General features: G+C 61.5%; 12 protein-coding genes. 4 read left to right on the forward strand and 8 right to left on the reverse strand.

Features of this window, described 5'->3' with window-relative positions; all coding sequences use genetic code 11:
* Positions 1 to 83 precede the first annotated feature (83 nt).
* The 3 genes from AAA989_RS09695 to AAA989_RS09705 are packed head-to-tail and all read right to left on the reverse strand — an operon-like array spanning position 84 to position 1,130.
* On the reverse strand, positions 84 to 425 hold the full coding sequence (locus AAA989_RS09695) for a hypothetical protein (RefSeq protein WP_338243039.1): 342 nt from the start codon (positions 423 to 425) through the stop codon (positions 84 to 86).
* Complete coding sequence (locus AAA989_RS09700) at positions 422 to 826, reverse strand: Rid family hydrolase (RefSeq protein WP_338243041.1); 405 nt, start codon at positions 824 to 826, stop codon at positions 422 to 424. Before AAA989_RS09700 ends, AAA989_RS09695 begins: the two co-directional genes overlap by 4 nt.
* Complete coding sequence (locus AAA989_RS09705) at positions 819 to 1,130, reverse strand: I78 family peptidase inhibitor (RefSeq protein ID WP_338243043.1); 312 nt, start codon at positions 1,128 to 1,130, stop codon at positions 819 to 821. The genes AAA989_RS09700 and AAA989_RS09705 overlap by 8 nt, the downstream gene beginning before the upstream one ends.
* A gap of 41 nt (positions 1,131 to 1,171) precedes the next feature.
* Between AAA989_RS09705 and AAA989_RS09710 the strand changes: the two genes are divergently transcribed.
* The 3 genes from AAA989_RS09710 to AAA989_RS09720 all read left to right on the forward strand — a co-directional run bounded on the left by AAA989_RS09710 (position 1,172) and on the right by AAA989_RS09720 (position 5,760).
* On the forward strand, positions 1,172 to 1,648 hold the full coding sequence (locus AAA989_RS09710) for a MaoC family dehydratase (RefSeq protein WP_338243045.1): 477 nt from the start codon (positions 1,172 to 1,174) through the stop codon (positions 1,646 to 1,648).
* 21 nt (positions 1,649 to 1,669) lie between these two features.
* Positions 1,670 to 2,629: a TauD/TfdA dioxygenase family protein gene (locus tag AAA989_RS09715; protein ID WP_338243047.1), complete on the forward strand. Its 960-nt coding sequence runs from the start codon at positions 1,670 to 1,672 to the stop codon at positions 2,627 to 2,629.
* Positions 2,630 to 2,715: 86 nt separating this feature from the next.
* Positions 2,716 to 5,760, forward strand: coding sequence for a DUF3857 domain-containing protein (locus tag AAA989_RS09720; RefSeq protein ID WP_338243049.1), 3,045 nt, complete (start codon positions 2,716 to 2,718; stop codon positions 5,758 to 5,760).
* A gap of 21 nt (positions 5,761 to 5,781) precedes the next feature.
* Here the strand turns inward: AAA989_RS09720 and AAA989_RS09725 are convergent, their stop codons facing one another.
* The 5 genes from AAA989_RS09725 to AAA989_RS09745 form a co-directional block, all read right to left on the reverse strand.
* Positions 5,782 to 6,360 carry a septal ring lytic transglycosylase RlpA family protein gene (locus AAA989_RS09725; protein ID WP_338243051.1) on the reverse strand — a complete coding sequence of 193 codons (579 nt, stop codon included), beginning with the start codon at positions 6,358 to 6,360 and terminating at the stop codon, positions 5,782 to 5,784.
* 124 nt (positions 6,361 to 6,484) lie between these two features.
* Positions 6,485 to 7,480 carry a dihydroxyacetone kinase subunit DhaK gene (dhaK, locus tag AAA989_RS09730; RefSeq protein ID WP_338243053.1) on the reverse strand — a complete coding sequence of 332 codons (996 nt, stop codon included), beginning with the start codon at positions 7,478 to 7,480 and terminating at the stop codon, positions 6,485 to 6,487.
* A gap of 34 nt (positions 7,481 to 7,514) precedes the next feature.
* Positions 7,515 to 8,195 (reverse strand): dihydroxyacetone kinase subunit DhaL, encoded by a 681-nt coding sequence (gene dhaL / locus AAA989_RS09735; protein WP_338243054.1) that lies wholly within the window; start codon positions 8,193 to 8,195, stop codon positions 7,515 to 7,517.
* Between the two features lie 19 nt (positions 8,196 to 8,214).
* The gene (locus AAA989_RS09740; RefSeq protein ID WP_338243056.1) at positions 8,215 to 8,946 is read right to left on the reverse strand and encodes an HAD-IA family hydrolase; all 732 of its coding nucleotides are present in this window, start codon (positions 8,944 to 8,946) and stop codon (positions 8,215 to 8,217) included.
* Positions 8,946 to 9,833, reverse strand: coding sequence for a class II fructose-bisphosphate aldolase (locus AAA989_RS09745; RefSeq protein WP_338243058.1), 888 nt, complete (start codon positions 9,831 to 9,833; stop codon positions 8,946 to 8,948). The genes AAA989_RS09740 and AAA989_RS09745 overlap by 1 nt, the downstream gene beginning before the upstream one ends.
* 512 nt (positions 9,834 to 10,345) lie before the next feature.
* On the opposite strand from AAA989_RS09745, the gene AAA989_RS09750 reads away from it, so the two are divergent.
* On the forward strand, positions 10,346 to 13,666 hold the full coding sequence (locus AAA989_RS09750) for a sensor domain-containing protein (protein WP_338243060.1): 3,321 nt from the start codon (positions 10,346 to 10,348) through the stop codon (positions 13,664 to 13,666).
* Positions 13,667 to 14,270 lie beyond the last annotated feature (604 nt).

The following is a 14,270-nucleotide window of genomic DNA, read 5'->3' on the forward strand; positions in this document are numbered from 1 at the left end:
GGCGCGTTGCGACACAACCAGTGTCTGGAGAAACTTTCCGGCTGCTGGCTGCCGGCTCAGTCCCCGAAACTTTCCGTCGCCTTCTATTCCGAGGCAAATCCGCCGTCGTCGGACGGGGTGGGATCGAACCCGGATGTGTCGTCGATAGGGTCCGTGGAGAAGCCCTCCGCATCGTCCACGAACTCCTCTACCCCGGCATCGGCCACGGCGGGCTCGTCCTCCGACCCGGCGTCGCCCGCATCGTCGACGTCCTGGGCGGTCTGCGCGGGGGAGGTGCCTGCAGCGGGGCTGCCTTGCTCGCCCATCGTGACACTGCCGGCTTCCGGCATTTCCCCCTGGACCGCGGACTGGCGGCTTTCGAGGTCGTCACCGCAGCCTGTCAGCATGACAGCCGCTGCCGCCACGGGTATCAATCGAACGATCATTGCAAGCTCCCGATCACGGCCTCGGCTTCTATCTCGCACTTCCATTCCGGGCTGTAGAGCGCGGATATGGCGACCAGCGTGCCGGTTGGGCGCGCATGGCCCACCGCGCGGGTGAAGGCGGCGGTCACGGCATCGGCATCGGCGATATCGGTCACGAACATGCGCACGCGCACCACGTCGCCCGAATGGCCGCCCAGCTGGCCGATGTAGTCGAGGATCTGCTCGAAACAGCGATCCGCCTGCCGCCCGGCATCGGGGCTGACGCTGCCGTCTTCTTCCACGCCCACGTTGCCGGAAACGATGATCCTGTCGCCCACGCGGATTGCGCGGGTGAAGCCGGCCTGCTCTTCGAACGGGCCGAGCGGGGGGATCCGCTGCCGTCCGTCATTCGGCTCAGCCACAGGTGATCCTTTCGATCACCATGTCGTCGTCGTAATGCACTGTCAGCCGGTCGGGCCGGAAATCCATCGTCACCGCGGTGCGCGGCGGAACCCAGCGCAGCGTGCGCGCGCCGGAAAGGGCCAGCAGTTCCGCGCCCACTTCCTCGCTCGCCACGGTGCCCACCAGGCCCATGGCCGGCCCAGCGTCGCATTCGCCCGCGGGATCGCGCGCATTGGGATCGCCATCGTCGTCGAAGGGTGGTGGGGTCGTGGCGGCACAGGCGGCCAGCGTGATGCATGCAAGCGGCGTGAGAGCTTTGATCATGCCGGCGTTCTAGCGCGATCGCCGCGTGCGCGCTAGGAGCCTTGCGCAAAGGAGGATTACGCATGGCAGGCTTGTGGTTCGAGGATTTCGAGGTGGGGCAGGTTTTCGACCATCCCCTGCGACGCACGGTTACGGAGACGGACAATCTGCTCATCTCCACGCTCACCCACAATCCCACGCCGCTGCACCTCGATGCGGAGTTCATGAAGGACAGCGAATTCGGGCGAATCCTGGTCAATTCGTGCTTCACACTCAGCCTGATGGTGGGGATCAGCGTCAACGACACCACGCAGGGCACGGCCGTTGCCAACCTGGGTTGGGACGAGGTGCGGTTTCCCGCACCCGTGTTCATCGGCGATACCCTGCGGATCGAAACCGAGGTGGAGGGCTTGCGCGAGAGCAAGTCGCGCCCAAATCAGGGCATAGTCAATTTCGTCCATCGCGCCTATAACCAGGACGATGTGCTGGTCGCCAGCTGCAAGCGCGCCAGCCTGCAACGGAAACGACCGAACGAATAAAAGCGATACGGAGAGAGAGTCATGGCCCTGAAGTGCGAACCCATCCTGCCGAAGTTCGGCGCGGTCTGTTCGGGCCTTGACCTGACGAAGGATCTCGACGCGGACGAAGTCAAGCAGATCACCGACGCGATGGACACGTACGGCGTCACGGTGTGGCGCAATACCGGCATGAGCGACGAGGATCACGTCAGGTTCAGCCGCAATTTCGGCTACCTGGAGCGCGTGCCCAAGCGCGGCGAGGGGCAGAAGATGCGGCTTCCCTATCGCGAGCTGTTCGATGCTTCGAACCTGAACCTGGAAGGTGAGATCACCACCGATCCCGCGGCGGTGGAATACCGCAAGGGCGACAGGCTGTGGCACACCGACAGCGCCTTCCTGGAAAAGCGCACGAGCTATTCGATCCTGCTCGCCCACATCACGCCGCCAGCCGAGGCGGGCGGTGAAACCTGGTTCGCCGATGCGCGCACGGCCTATGAGGACCTGCCGCAGGAAACCAAGGACCTGATCGAGGACAAGGTCGGTGTTAACTCGCTGTGGTGGAGCCGCAAGAAGGCCGGTGCCGAGGTGACGGAAGAGGAGATCTACGAGCGCCCGGTGGCCAAGCACCCGCTGGTCCACACGCACCGCGGTTCGGGTCGCAAGAGCCTGTTCATCGCCGCTCACACCATGGACGTGGAAGGTACGGACAAGGAAGAGGGGCGCAAGCTGATCGAAGACCTGATTGCCCACACCACGCAGGACAAGTACACCTTCAAGTGGCAGTGGCAGCCCGGCGACATGGTGATCTGGGACAACCTGTGTTCCATGCACCGCGGCGGCGAATACGATTACACCGCCTACAAGCGCGACATGCGCCGCACGACGGTGCGCGAAGGAACCGAGCCGCACACGATGGAGACCGGGGACGACCCCTACACGGCGCTGTTTGCCAAGAGCCCCAAGAGCGTCGACATCAATTCCGCGCGCGATGCCGGGAGGTAGCAAGGCATAAGCGCTTGTGCGCTTTGCCTTTCTGCAACGATTGGGTCATACCCTGATCCTACGGTGAAACGCAGTAGGGGGGTATCATGCGCACCGCATCGCTATTTTTCGTTCCGGCCATCATTGTCGTGGCCGTTCCTGCCCAGGCGGGGGAAGACCTGCGCTTCGGTCCGATACCGGACTGGGTGGTGCCATACGAAGTCGGGCCCGGCGAGGACGTGGAGGCGGACTTGCCCGTGCGCGCCCTGGAAAGCGATTTCCAGACCCGGCTGGAGCCGGGCCGCGTCGTCCATTTCATCGAAATGGCGTTCGAATTCATCGCACCCCAGGGCCTGCAAGCCGGCAACATCTCGGTATCCTGGCGCCCCGAGTTCGACGACATTACCATTCATCACGTGCTGATCGAGCGCGATGGCGAGACCATCGACGTTCTTGCCGACGGGCAGGAATTCACTATCCTGCGCCGCGAGGAGAACCTGGAAATCGCCACGCTGACCGGCGTGCTGACGGCCAACATGTTCCCCGCCGGACTGGAAGTGGGGGACACCCTGCGGTTCGCCTACAGCCTGGATCAGGCCAATCCGGTAATGGGCGAGCATACCGAGACGATCCTTGGTCCCCTCAACGGCATTATCGACAAGTCCCACGTGCGCCTCAGCTGGCCACGCGATCTCGATCTGACGGTTTCCGTCACGGACGATCTTCCGGCAATCGAACAGGGCCGGGAAGACGGCTACGAATACGCCGCGCTTTCCTTCCCGAAGACGTCGCCCGTCGTTCTTCCGGAAGGCGCGCCTTCGCGCTTTGCCATGGTGCGCATGGTGGAAGCGTCGACCTTTGCCGACTGGGCAGAGCTTTCGGCGCATTTCGCCCCTCTCTACGAGGAAGCGAAGGTCATTCCGGCCGAGGGTCCGCTGCGCGATCGGCTGGAGGCCATACGCGCTTCCTCTGCGGATCCGGTCGAACGGGCCGAACAGGCCCTGGCTCTCGTGCAGGACCAGGTGCGGTACGTCGCGCTGGCGATGGGGGCCGCGGGCCTTGTTCCCGCAGATTCGGAAACGACGTGGCGCCGCCGCTACGGCGATTGCAAGGCAAAGACCGCGCTGCTGATCGGACTGCTGGAGGAACTGGGGATCGATGCCGAGCCGGTGCTCGTCAATTCGCTGATCGGCGATGCCCTGCCGCAGCGCCTGCCGCTGGTTTCAGCCTTCGACCATGTCATCGTGCGCGCCCACATCGATGGGCGCGAATACTTCCTCGATGGGACCCGTACGGGGGATACTTCGCTCGAGCGCCATCCGGTGCCCAGTTTCAGCTGGGGTCTGCCGGTGATGCCGCAAGGGGCAGAGCTCATTCGCATGGTCCCTGCCGTGCTGGCGACGCCGAGCGACGATATTTCCATCCGGATCGACCTTTCCGAGGGTATCCGCACGCAGGCCCCGACGCAGGCGGAGGTCACCTACCGCGGCGAGACGGCCATCGCCGTGAATGGCCTGATGCAGCAGCTCTATGGCCAGGCCCGCGACCAGAGCATCGAGGATTTCTGGAGCAACCGGTACAGCTTCTTCAACCCCGAAGAGGTTGCGATGGAGTTCGACGAAGAGGCGGGTGAACTGCGGATTTCCGCTACCGGCACATCCGAACTCGACTGGGATTACAACTCGTTCGAGCCCACTGGGATGCGCGTGGGCTACACCCCCGATTTCGACCGGCCCGCGTCCGCGGACCAGGATGCGCCCTACGCGATCGCCTATCCCCAGTACGAGCGCGTTTCCTACGAGGTCATCCTGCCGCCGGGCTTTTCGGCGGAGAACCTCGACGGCGCGAATGTCGAGGAAACCGTTGCCGGCGTGGAATACCGTCGCCAGCTGGAAGTGGCGAACGATCGCTTCATCGCCACGCGCAGCGCACGCAGCCTCGTACCGGAAATCTCCGCGAGCGAGGCTCGCGCCGCCGAGGACGCGCTGCGCCTGCTTCGCGAGAAGCGGGTGTTCCTGCGCATACCCGAGAACTACCGCCTCAGCCGGGCGGAGATCGACAGCATGGCCCGCGCCGAAGGCACCGATGCCGATGACCTGATGAACCAGGGCCTGGCACTGATGGATGCAGGCGAGTGGCGCGCTGCCAGGGCCGTCATGGATCGCGTCGTGTCGATCGAGCCGGAGAATTCCTGGGGCTATGCCAACCGGGCGGTGATACTCGCCCGGCTCGGCGATACAGAGGCTGCGCGCGCCGATATCGTCGAAGCGCGCAGCCGCGACCCGCAGAACTATGTGGCCAGCCACGCCGAGGGGCTAATTGCTAGCATCGCCAGGGACTGGGACGCGGCCATCGCGGCCTATACCGCGGCCATCGAGATGAACGAGGACAACTACTTCGCCTATGGCCAGCGCGCCGAAGCCTACGCCAGCAAGGAAGATTTCGACTCCGCCATCGCCGATGCGGACAGGCTTCTGGACATCCAGCCGGAGAACGCCTGGGGCTATATTTCGAAGGGCTTCCTGCTGGCGCGCGCAAGGCGCACGGACGAGCTGGAGGCTCACGTCACGCGCATGGAAAAGGCCTTTCCCGCCGATCCGTCAATCGCATCGGCGGCTAGCCAGATGCTGGCAGACGCAGGCCTGGAAGAAAGCGCAGCTGTCTTGCTGGAACGGGCGGTAGTCGACGGCGGATCGCCGATTGCACTGGTTACCCGCGCCGGCCAACGTCCGGACGATGCCAACGACATGAAGCTGGCCGATCTTGACGAGGCGCTGGCGATCGACCCCGATTTCATTCCGGCCCTCATGGCGCGGGCGCGCGTCCTGTGGGACGACTATGAACTGGAACGGGCGCTGGTGGATGCCGAGCGGGTGATCGAACTGCAGCCCTCATTCGAGGGCGGCTACGACATGAAGATCATCATCCTGCTCGATATGGAACGCGAGACGGAAGCCATCGCCATGGTCGACGAGCTTGTCGAACGCTTTCCGGGCGATCCGATGATGCTGCGCTCCGCCGCAGGCTTCTATCGAGAGTTGCGGCAGTACGAAAAGTCGGATGCCACGATGGCAAGGGCGCGCGAGATCCTGCCCGATGAAGACTTCTTCCGGTCGATCAACATGCCCGAAAGCGCGCGGCTGGCGCAGTAGCGCCATTTCCGCAGGTGACGATCAGGTCACCAGCAATGCCAGGTTGACCCGGCCGGTGCCGCTGCGGATCAGGCCGATCTCGCGTGCGGCGGCATAGCTGAGGTCGATCACGCGGTTGCCGTGATAGGGGCCGCGGTCGTTCACGCGAACCACCACGCTTTCCCCGTTTCGCGGATTGGTCACGCGCAGCCGGCTGCCAAGCGGCAGCGTGCGGTGGGCGGCTGTCAGCTGGTTGGGATCGAAGGTCTCGCCGCTGGCGGTGCGGTTTCCGGCGAGTTCGTTACCGTAGAAGCTCGCTTCGCCGCCACCGATCGCGCTCTCGCTGGGGGACGGGGTGACCGCGGGCTGCGGCTCTATCGGCTCGATCTGGGCGACCGGCATCGTCTCGACGCTGGCCGTTCCCTTGCCGAGCTTCACGACTTCGGGCGAGGTGCGATCCTGCACCAGGGCCGTGCCAAGGGCGAGGGCAAGCGCACCGAATACGCCGGTTCCAACCAGCGCCAGTTGCCGCTGCGATTTCAGTCGCATGAAAGCGCGCAGGCGCTCCCGGCGGCTGGGCAGGGTATGGGCGTGCGTGGCTGTGTGATTGTTATCCCTCATACCAAAGGAAGGGATGAGACGGGGGCAATGTTCCGAGAAACCCCCGATAGTTCCCTCATAACGTGGAAGCGCCCGGCTCCCCATCGGGAACCGGGCGCTTCGCATTCGTTTCCGCTGGACGGGATCAGAAGATGCGGCTGGCGACCTGCGCAGGCGCGTCGAGATACTTCTCCAGCTGGCTGTCCAGCTTCAGCATGGTGATGCTGGCACCGGCCATTTCCAGCGAAGTGCAGTATTCGCCGACATAGTTGCGCACGACCGTCAGGCCCCGCTCTTCGCAAAGCTGCGCGGCCTTGTTGTAGAGCACATAGAGTTCGGCCGGCGGCGTGCCGCCAAGTCCGTTCACCATCAGCGCAACGCGGTCGCCCTTTTCGAACGGCAGATCGTCGGCCACCGCGTCGAACAGCGTCTTGGTGATCTCGTCGGCGCTGGTGATCTTGGTGCGCTCGCGGCCCGGCTCGCCGTGGATGCCGACGCCCACTTCCATCTCGTCGTCGGCGATCTCGAAGATCGGCGTGCCCTTGGCAGGCGGGATACAGCTGGTGAGCGCCACACCCATGGTGCGCACGTTGTTGTTCACCTTCTCGGCGACGGCCTTCACCTCTTCCAGGCTCTTGCCTTCCTCGGCAGCGGCACCGCAGGCCTTCATGACGAAGAAGTTGCCGGCCACGCCGCGGCGACCCACGGTGTAGAGCGAATCCTTCACGGCCACGTCGTCGTTGATCCAGAACTGGTCGACCTTGATGTCTTCGGCCTGGGCCAGTTCCACCGCGGTATCCCATGCCATGCGGTCGCCCTGGTAGTTGTTCACCAGCACCAGGACGCCGGCGGGCGTGGCGAGAGCCTTGATGGTCTCGTAGCATGCATCAACCGGCGGGGCGGCGAAGACCGGGCCCTGGCAGGCGCCGTCGAGCATGCCGGGACCGACGGCCATCACGTGCGCCGGTTCGTGGCCGGAGCCCGAACCCTGCACGATCGAGACCTTGTCATCGACCGGGCGATCCTTCCGCTTGATCATCTGGAATTCCAGGTTGCCTTCCAGCAGATCGGGGTTGGCAGCCAGCACGCCCTGCATGAACTCAGGAACGAAATCTTCGGCTTTGTTGACGAACTTCTTCATGTGTTTCCTCTCCGTATGAAATGAACTGCTTGGATCAGGCGCAGGCCTTGTCAACTTCCGGCGCGGCGGGCGTGTAATCCACGCCGTTGGCCTTGCACCAGTCGACAAGGATCGTGGCGATGGCGACGATGCCGGGATCGGGGGTGTTGGCGCTGCGCTCTCCCACCTGGCTGGCGCGGCCGCGGTGGGCAACCAGGCTGCGCGTGCTTTCCACGGCGCCATCGGCGATGGTCGCGCAATCCTTCAGCACTTCGCTCAGGTCGTCGGTGCCCTTGTCGGCGTGTTCCTTCAGCTTTTCGGCCACCGGGATCAGCGCGTCGAGCAGGGTCTTGTCGCCCAGCTGCGCGCCGCCGCGAGCCATGATGCCGTCCACCGAATTGCCGATGGCCTCGGCGAATTCGCCCAGGGTCAGTTCGGTCTTGCCCTTCGTGGGCATGGCCGCCTTCATGAAGCCCGTGCCCCAGATCGGCCCGGACGATCCGCCCACGTGCTTCGACACCAGCATCGAGATTTTCAACAGCATGGTGCCGATATCGGGCTTTTCGATATCGGGCAGGTCCCGCTTGATCACCTTGAACCCGGTGGCCAGCGAAGTGCCGAAATCGCCGTCGCCGGCAAGCCCGTCGAGGTCGGAGAAATAGCTTTCGTTGCGGATCACCGTGTCGGCGGTGGTATCGATTCCCTGCTGAATGGTGGCTAGCGAAATGGTCGCCATTGTCGTGTTCTCTCCCGTTCTAGTTATTCGAACCCTGGTCGGTCAGGGCGGACAGGTCCGCCAGCGTCACCTCCGGGTCCGGCGCGTCGCCCAGTTCCGGCACGACCCGCGCTGCTTCGTCGAAATCCTCGTCCACCGTATAGGTGCTGGTGGTGATGAGCACCGGATAGCCCGCGCCGACGGCGGCGAGCAGGCCGTTGCGGCTGTCCTCGATCACTACGCATTCTGATTGCGGCAGGTCCAGCGACTGCTGTGCCAGCTGGTAGATTTCCGGATCGGGCTTCTTCTTGCTGACCACGTCGCCGGCATGGACGAATTCGAACTTCGCCTTTCGCTCCGGCCCCATCAGGTCGAGCACGGCGTCGATGAACTTGGCGTTCGACGTGGTGCACACGCCCAGACGCACATCGCTGGCGATGGCCTCATCGATGATGCGCAGCACGCCGGGGCGCAGCGGCAGGTCGGTGACGATCTGGCTGACCTGGTCGGTCTTGTACTTGTGCAGCGCCTTGATGAGGGCATCCTTGCCGCCGTACTCGGCCACCTTGTCCTCCGGCCAGCCATCCTGATCGAAATACGCCGTCATCCGCTCCTTGCCGCCTGCAACCTTCAGCAGCTCGGCATAGCGTTCCACGCTCCATTCGGCGTCGATCCCGAATTCGGCGAAAGCACGATTGAAACCGACCCGGTGCGCGTCGCGCTCGGTATCCACCAGCACGCCGTCGCAATCGAAAATCAGCGCCTTCAGCATCAGGCGGTTTCTTTCTGCGCGGCCATGAAGGCGCTGCCCTGGCCCTTGCCGCCGAACTTCTCGATGAAGCTTCCGAACAGCTCCTTGCAGGCCTGGTACTGCGCATCGATCACGCGCAGCGGCTCGTAATCGTCGGGGTTGGCCTTGCGATAGGCCTCGAAGCTCTCGACGAAGACGTGCTTGAGATTGGTGGAGATGTTCACCTTGGCGCTGCCGCGGGCGATGGCCTTCTTAAACGTCTCGTCCGAAAGACCGGTGCCACCGTGCAGGGCCATGGGGGTGTTCGTCGCCTCGTTGATGGCGGCAATGCGATCGAAGTCTACCTTGGGTTCACCTTTGTAGAACCCGTGCGCCGTGCCGACCGCGCAGGCGAAGGCGGACAGGTCCAGCGCGTCGCAGAACTTCTTGGCGTCGGCCGGATCGGTCAGCACGCTGTCTTCCTCGGCCACCACCATGTCGTCTTCCACGCCCATGATCTGGCCGAGTTCGGCTTCCATGCCGACGCCGTACTTCTCGGCGATCTCGCGCACGCGCTTGGACATCTCCAGGTTCTCGTCGAACGGGAACTCGGAGGCATCGATCATGATCGAGGTCCAGCCCGTCGCGGCGCACTTCTCGATCATCTCCAGGTCCTTGCAGTGATCCAGATGCAGCACGACCGGCACCGGGGAATCCGCTGCCACCGTGCGAACCCAGCTGACGATTTCCTCGTGGCTGTAATAGTCGATGGTCTTCGACGAGGTCTGGCAGATGACCGGAGCGTCAAGCGCCTCGGCAGCCTTCACCATTCCCTTGGTGGTGCTGTAGTCGACAAGGTTGAACGCGGCGACGGCATAGCCGTTGTCCATCGCGTGCCGCAGCAGCGGTTTCATGTGTACAAGTGGCATTTCGTGCTCCCTACGATTAGCCCCTAGAAAACGAATGGGCCGGTGATTGTGTCCGACGCTTTCGAATCGGGTCCATAGCCGCTGGCGCGGCGGCAAACCACCCGTCTTGACCCATTCCGCGGCTGCGAGATTGAAAATGTCCGAAAATGGGCGGGCGTGCGGCGCGAGGCCCGGGCTGCAAAACCCGTTGACCGATTTGCCGCGACACTTCAGAGAACCTCGCCACGCGCGAGCGCGGGTGTAGCTCAATGGTAGAGCAGCAGCTTCCCAAGCTGTTGGATAGCGGAGAATTGCGCGGCTTTTGCTGTAAAAGTGCACGAGTCTCGTCCTAATGAATTCAAAGACTTGCTGAATCGCTGTAAAATTTGCTGGACTGAATTGGCGAACGGAAGGCTCCACGCGCCTCAAGATCCAGCCCCTTTCGGGCGTGCGGGACTTACCTAGTTCAAAACTGGGCTTTTTTTACCTCTCCGGCCTATCGCGAAAACCGGAGGGTCGAGCAAACCATGAACATGTCAGCACCACTTGAAGCTCAAGCGTTTTGGAAGGGCAACGCGGAGCCAACGATCCCGAGCGTGGATCAACCGGTCTGGACCGCCGATTTTCTTCTTTCAGCGTTAGCCGGTGCCGGAGTGGGGACGTGGCAAGTTGATATGAAGACCGGCTTGGCGACGTGGGATAAAATCACCTGCACCCTTCTTGGTCTCGACGATATCGAAGTCGGGCCCGGCGTCCCCCTCCCGGTGCACCCAGGCGATTATGAGAGGATCTGGTCTGCCCTGAATCGAACCTTGGCCACAGGAGAGGCCTATGAAGAAATATTCCGCGGAATAAAGGGGGATGGAACGATCGTCTGGTTACGCGGACGCGGGAGTGCGTTTCCTTCCGGCGAGGGTGATCCGCGCTTTGTCGCCGGCGTAATTTCCGATGTAACCGAGAATGTGCTCGCGACAAAATCTCTCGAGGAAAGCGAACGGCAGTTTGCCTCGATAGTCGGGAATCTCCCGGGGGCGGCATACCGGTGCGAAACTCGGTCTCCATGGCGCATGACCTTCATCAGTGACGCGGTGATGGACCTTACTGGCTATACCCCCGACGAGTTTGTAGACGGCGAACTCACCTGGGACTCGATCATCGAACCGGCCGAACGGGACGCCATCGCAGAGCGGGTAGCCGAGGCACTCACGCGCCGCGAAAAGTTCGAACTGCGTTACCGAATTCGCCATTGTTCTGGCGAGTTGCGCTGGGTGCATGAGCGCGGGGGTGCCGTTTATTCAGACACAGGTGAGCCGCTGTTTCTTGAAGGCTATATCGGAGATGTGCACGAGCAGGCCGAAGCGGAGCGAGGTATTAGGGAGGCCGAGGAACGTTTTCGTCTGGCCGCCAAGGCTACGAAGGACATTATCTGGGACCGTGATCTCGCTACTAATGTCGTGCAATGGGACGTCGAAGCTGGCGAGGCACTTGGTTTTCTGCCCGGCGAAATGAGTGCTGATCTCGATTGGTGGATAGACCGCGTCCACCCAAGCGATCGAGAACGAGTGGAGGCAAAGCTCGCCGAGGTCACTGCCGGCGTTCAAGGTCGAATGACCGTAGAGTATCGGTTTCGGATGGCCAACGGCAACTACGCCGAAATTCTTGATAGGGCGTTCCTGATCAGGGACGAAAACGATCGTCCAAAGCGGCTCGTCGGGGCCATGCATGACCAGACCGAGAGCATGACTGCAAGCCGGGCGTTGGCAGAGAAGGAAGCGCGTCTGCAGAAAATCTTCGACCAGGCTATCGTTGGCATCATGGAGGCAGGGCCAGGGGGGGCGGTAGAGCTAGTCAACCCGCGCTTTTGCGAGATACTTGGTCGAAGCGCCGAGGAACTACAAAGCTGCAAGCTAGAAGACTATACTCACCCTGATGATCTTCAGTGGAACCGCCCTCTCTTGGACGAGAGATTGGCGACCGGATTGCCTTTTCGCGTCGAGAAGAGATACGTCCGGCCCGACGGTGAGGTTGTCTGGTGCAATGTAAGTGTGTCTTTCATTCTGTCCGAGATCGGAGAGGTCGAAAAGTCGATCGTTGTCGCAGAGGACATTACTGCAAGAAAGCGCAATGAAGCTGCTCTGAGCGAAAGCGAGATGCTTTATCGCAGCGTCGTGCAAGCGAGCACCGATTGCATCAAGATCGTTGATTTGGATGGCACAGTCCAGTTCATGAACGATCCGGGGCTATGCGCGATGGAAATCGAGGACGCAGATTCAGTGCTTGGACAAAGGTGGCAGGACCTTTGGCCCAAAACCTACAGCGATACGATTGATGCAGCGCTTGAGGCTGCCGTTGGGCGCGAGCGGGTTCGGTTTTCCGGTAACTGCCCGACCCTAAGGGGGGAAGCGAAATGGTGGGATGTATCGGTCACGCCAATGACAACCGAGGGCGGGAAGGTCGGTCGTATTCTCGCTATATCGCGAGATGTGACTGAGCAACGCAGAACTGCAGACGAACTCAAGTGGGCAAGCGAGCACGACGCACTCACGCAGCTCCCCAATCGACGAGCCTTCGAAGCTCGGCTGCGCGCTGCGACCATTCGGGCCATGGAGTCGGGAGGCTGCGTTGGAGTTCTTCTTCTCGACCTCGATCACTTCAAACATGTGAACGACACCATGGGCCACGCAGCAGGTGATCAGTTGCTCACCATTTTAAGTGAGCGGCTAAAGAAGTCGATCCGTTCCCGCGATTTCGCAGCCCGATTAGGGGGCGACGAGTTTGCGGTGATCCTCGAAGGAGAGGGGCCTAGTCTGGATCTCAAGGAGAGAGGCGAGACAATCTTGCAAAGTCTGCGTCAACCGGTTCGCATCGAGAAGCGAATGGTGACCGCTGGCGGCAGCATCGGAGGCGCATGTTTCCCGGCCGACGCGCGAAACGCGAACGAACTTCTCAAGAACGCTGACATAGCGCTGTATGCCCTAAAAGCTACGGGGCGTGGCGGCACGATGATTTTTCATCAAGACATGCGAGATCGAGCTCAAATAGTTTCTTCGCAGCTGACGCTCGCACGTTCAGCAATTTCGCAGGAATCGGTGGAGCCGCATTATCAGCAGAAAGTCGAACTCGCTACGGGACGGATTGCCGGTTTCGAAGCACTATTGAGATGGCGTCATGTAACTAGGGGTCTCCAGCTTCCCGATACGGTGGGCGAAGCATTCAAGGATTATGAACTAGCCACCCGGATAGGTGACCTTGTGCAGCGCCAGGTGCTAACCGACCTTCGCGGCTGGTTGGATCGAAATCTCCCTGTCGGATTCGTTGCAATCAATGCCGCGCCAGCGGAGTTTCTCAGAGACGATTTTGCGGAACGGCTGTTAGCAAAGATTCACGAAGCCCGTGTTCCAGCATCGATGATCGAGATCGAAGTCACCGAGCACGTCTTCTTCGAGGGTGCATCACAGTACGTCGCCCGCGCTCTAGGTGAACTCAATCAAGCTGGCGTCAGAATTGCGCTCGACGATTTCGGGACCGGCTATTCGTCCCTCTCGCATCTACGGGACTTTCCCGTTGATGTGGTCAAGATTGATCGTTCTTTCGTCGCCAACATGACGCAAGACACAGAAATGAGAGCCATTGTATCGGCGGTTATCGACCTCGCGAGAAGCCTGAAAATAGACGTTGTCGCCGAAGGCGTCGAAGACGGTGCCCAGTTCGCAGCGCTCGTGGAGGAAGGGTGTTTGCTTGGCCAAGGCTATTACTTCGGCCGCGCAATTGGAGCCAACGACGTTTCTGATCTCGTCGGCAATTCGTTATCGAAGCCCCCTTGGTGGGCAGTCATTGATCTCATCAGCGAATGATCTCTTGGGTTTAGCAACTTCCGAACAATTCGGAGTCCGAGCCAGCAGAGAACCAATGTCCGCGCAGTTCGTAACCCATGCCTGTCCGCAAGAAGAACCGTCTGCGACTGCGGCTCACACTCCCTCCATTGCACTTTGCCAATATCGACCATCTTACGGAAAGGAAAATCGCCAAACCCATTCTGACGGACATACGCCTGATGCTCTGGCTAAGGCTGCGTGTGCGGTCCCGCGACATACGGTGGCAACCAGGCAGCCGACGCCCCACAGTCGTTTGACTTGGTCTCATCCATAGGTGCAATATCAACCCAGTAAATAAGTTTCGTGCGAAGGACCGCATATATCGAAGGATGGGTAAGGGCCGCGAAAATATGAAGACTAATTCAGCCTTCTGCCGTCCGTGAACATCGAGGATGCCCCAGCGTGTGCTTCAATCCCCACCATAATGCTGCTCCCAATCCGGCAAGTAGCTGTCGAGCGTTTTGTACCCAGCAATGAATTCGTCGACTTCCTCGACGATGGGGTCGGCCATTCCGCTTCGAATTTCGCCCAGATATGAGAGTCCAGCGCATTGGGTGCACTTCTCATGATAACACCTTTGCAA

The sequence above is a fragment of the Aurantiacibacter hainanensis genome (assembly GCF_036321025.1).
GTDB lineage: Bacteria > Pseudomonadota > Alphaproteobacteria > Sphingomonadales > Sphingomonadaceae > Alteraurantiacibacter > Alteraurantiacibacter hainanensis.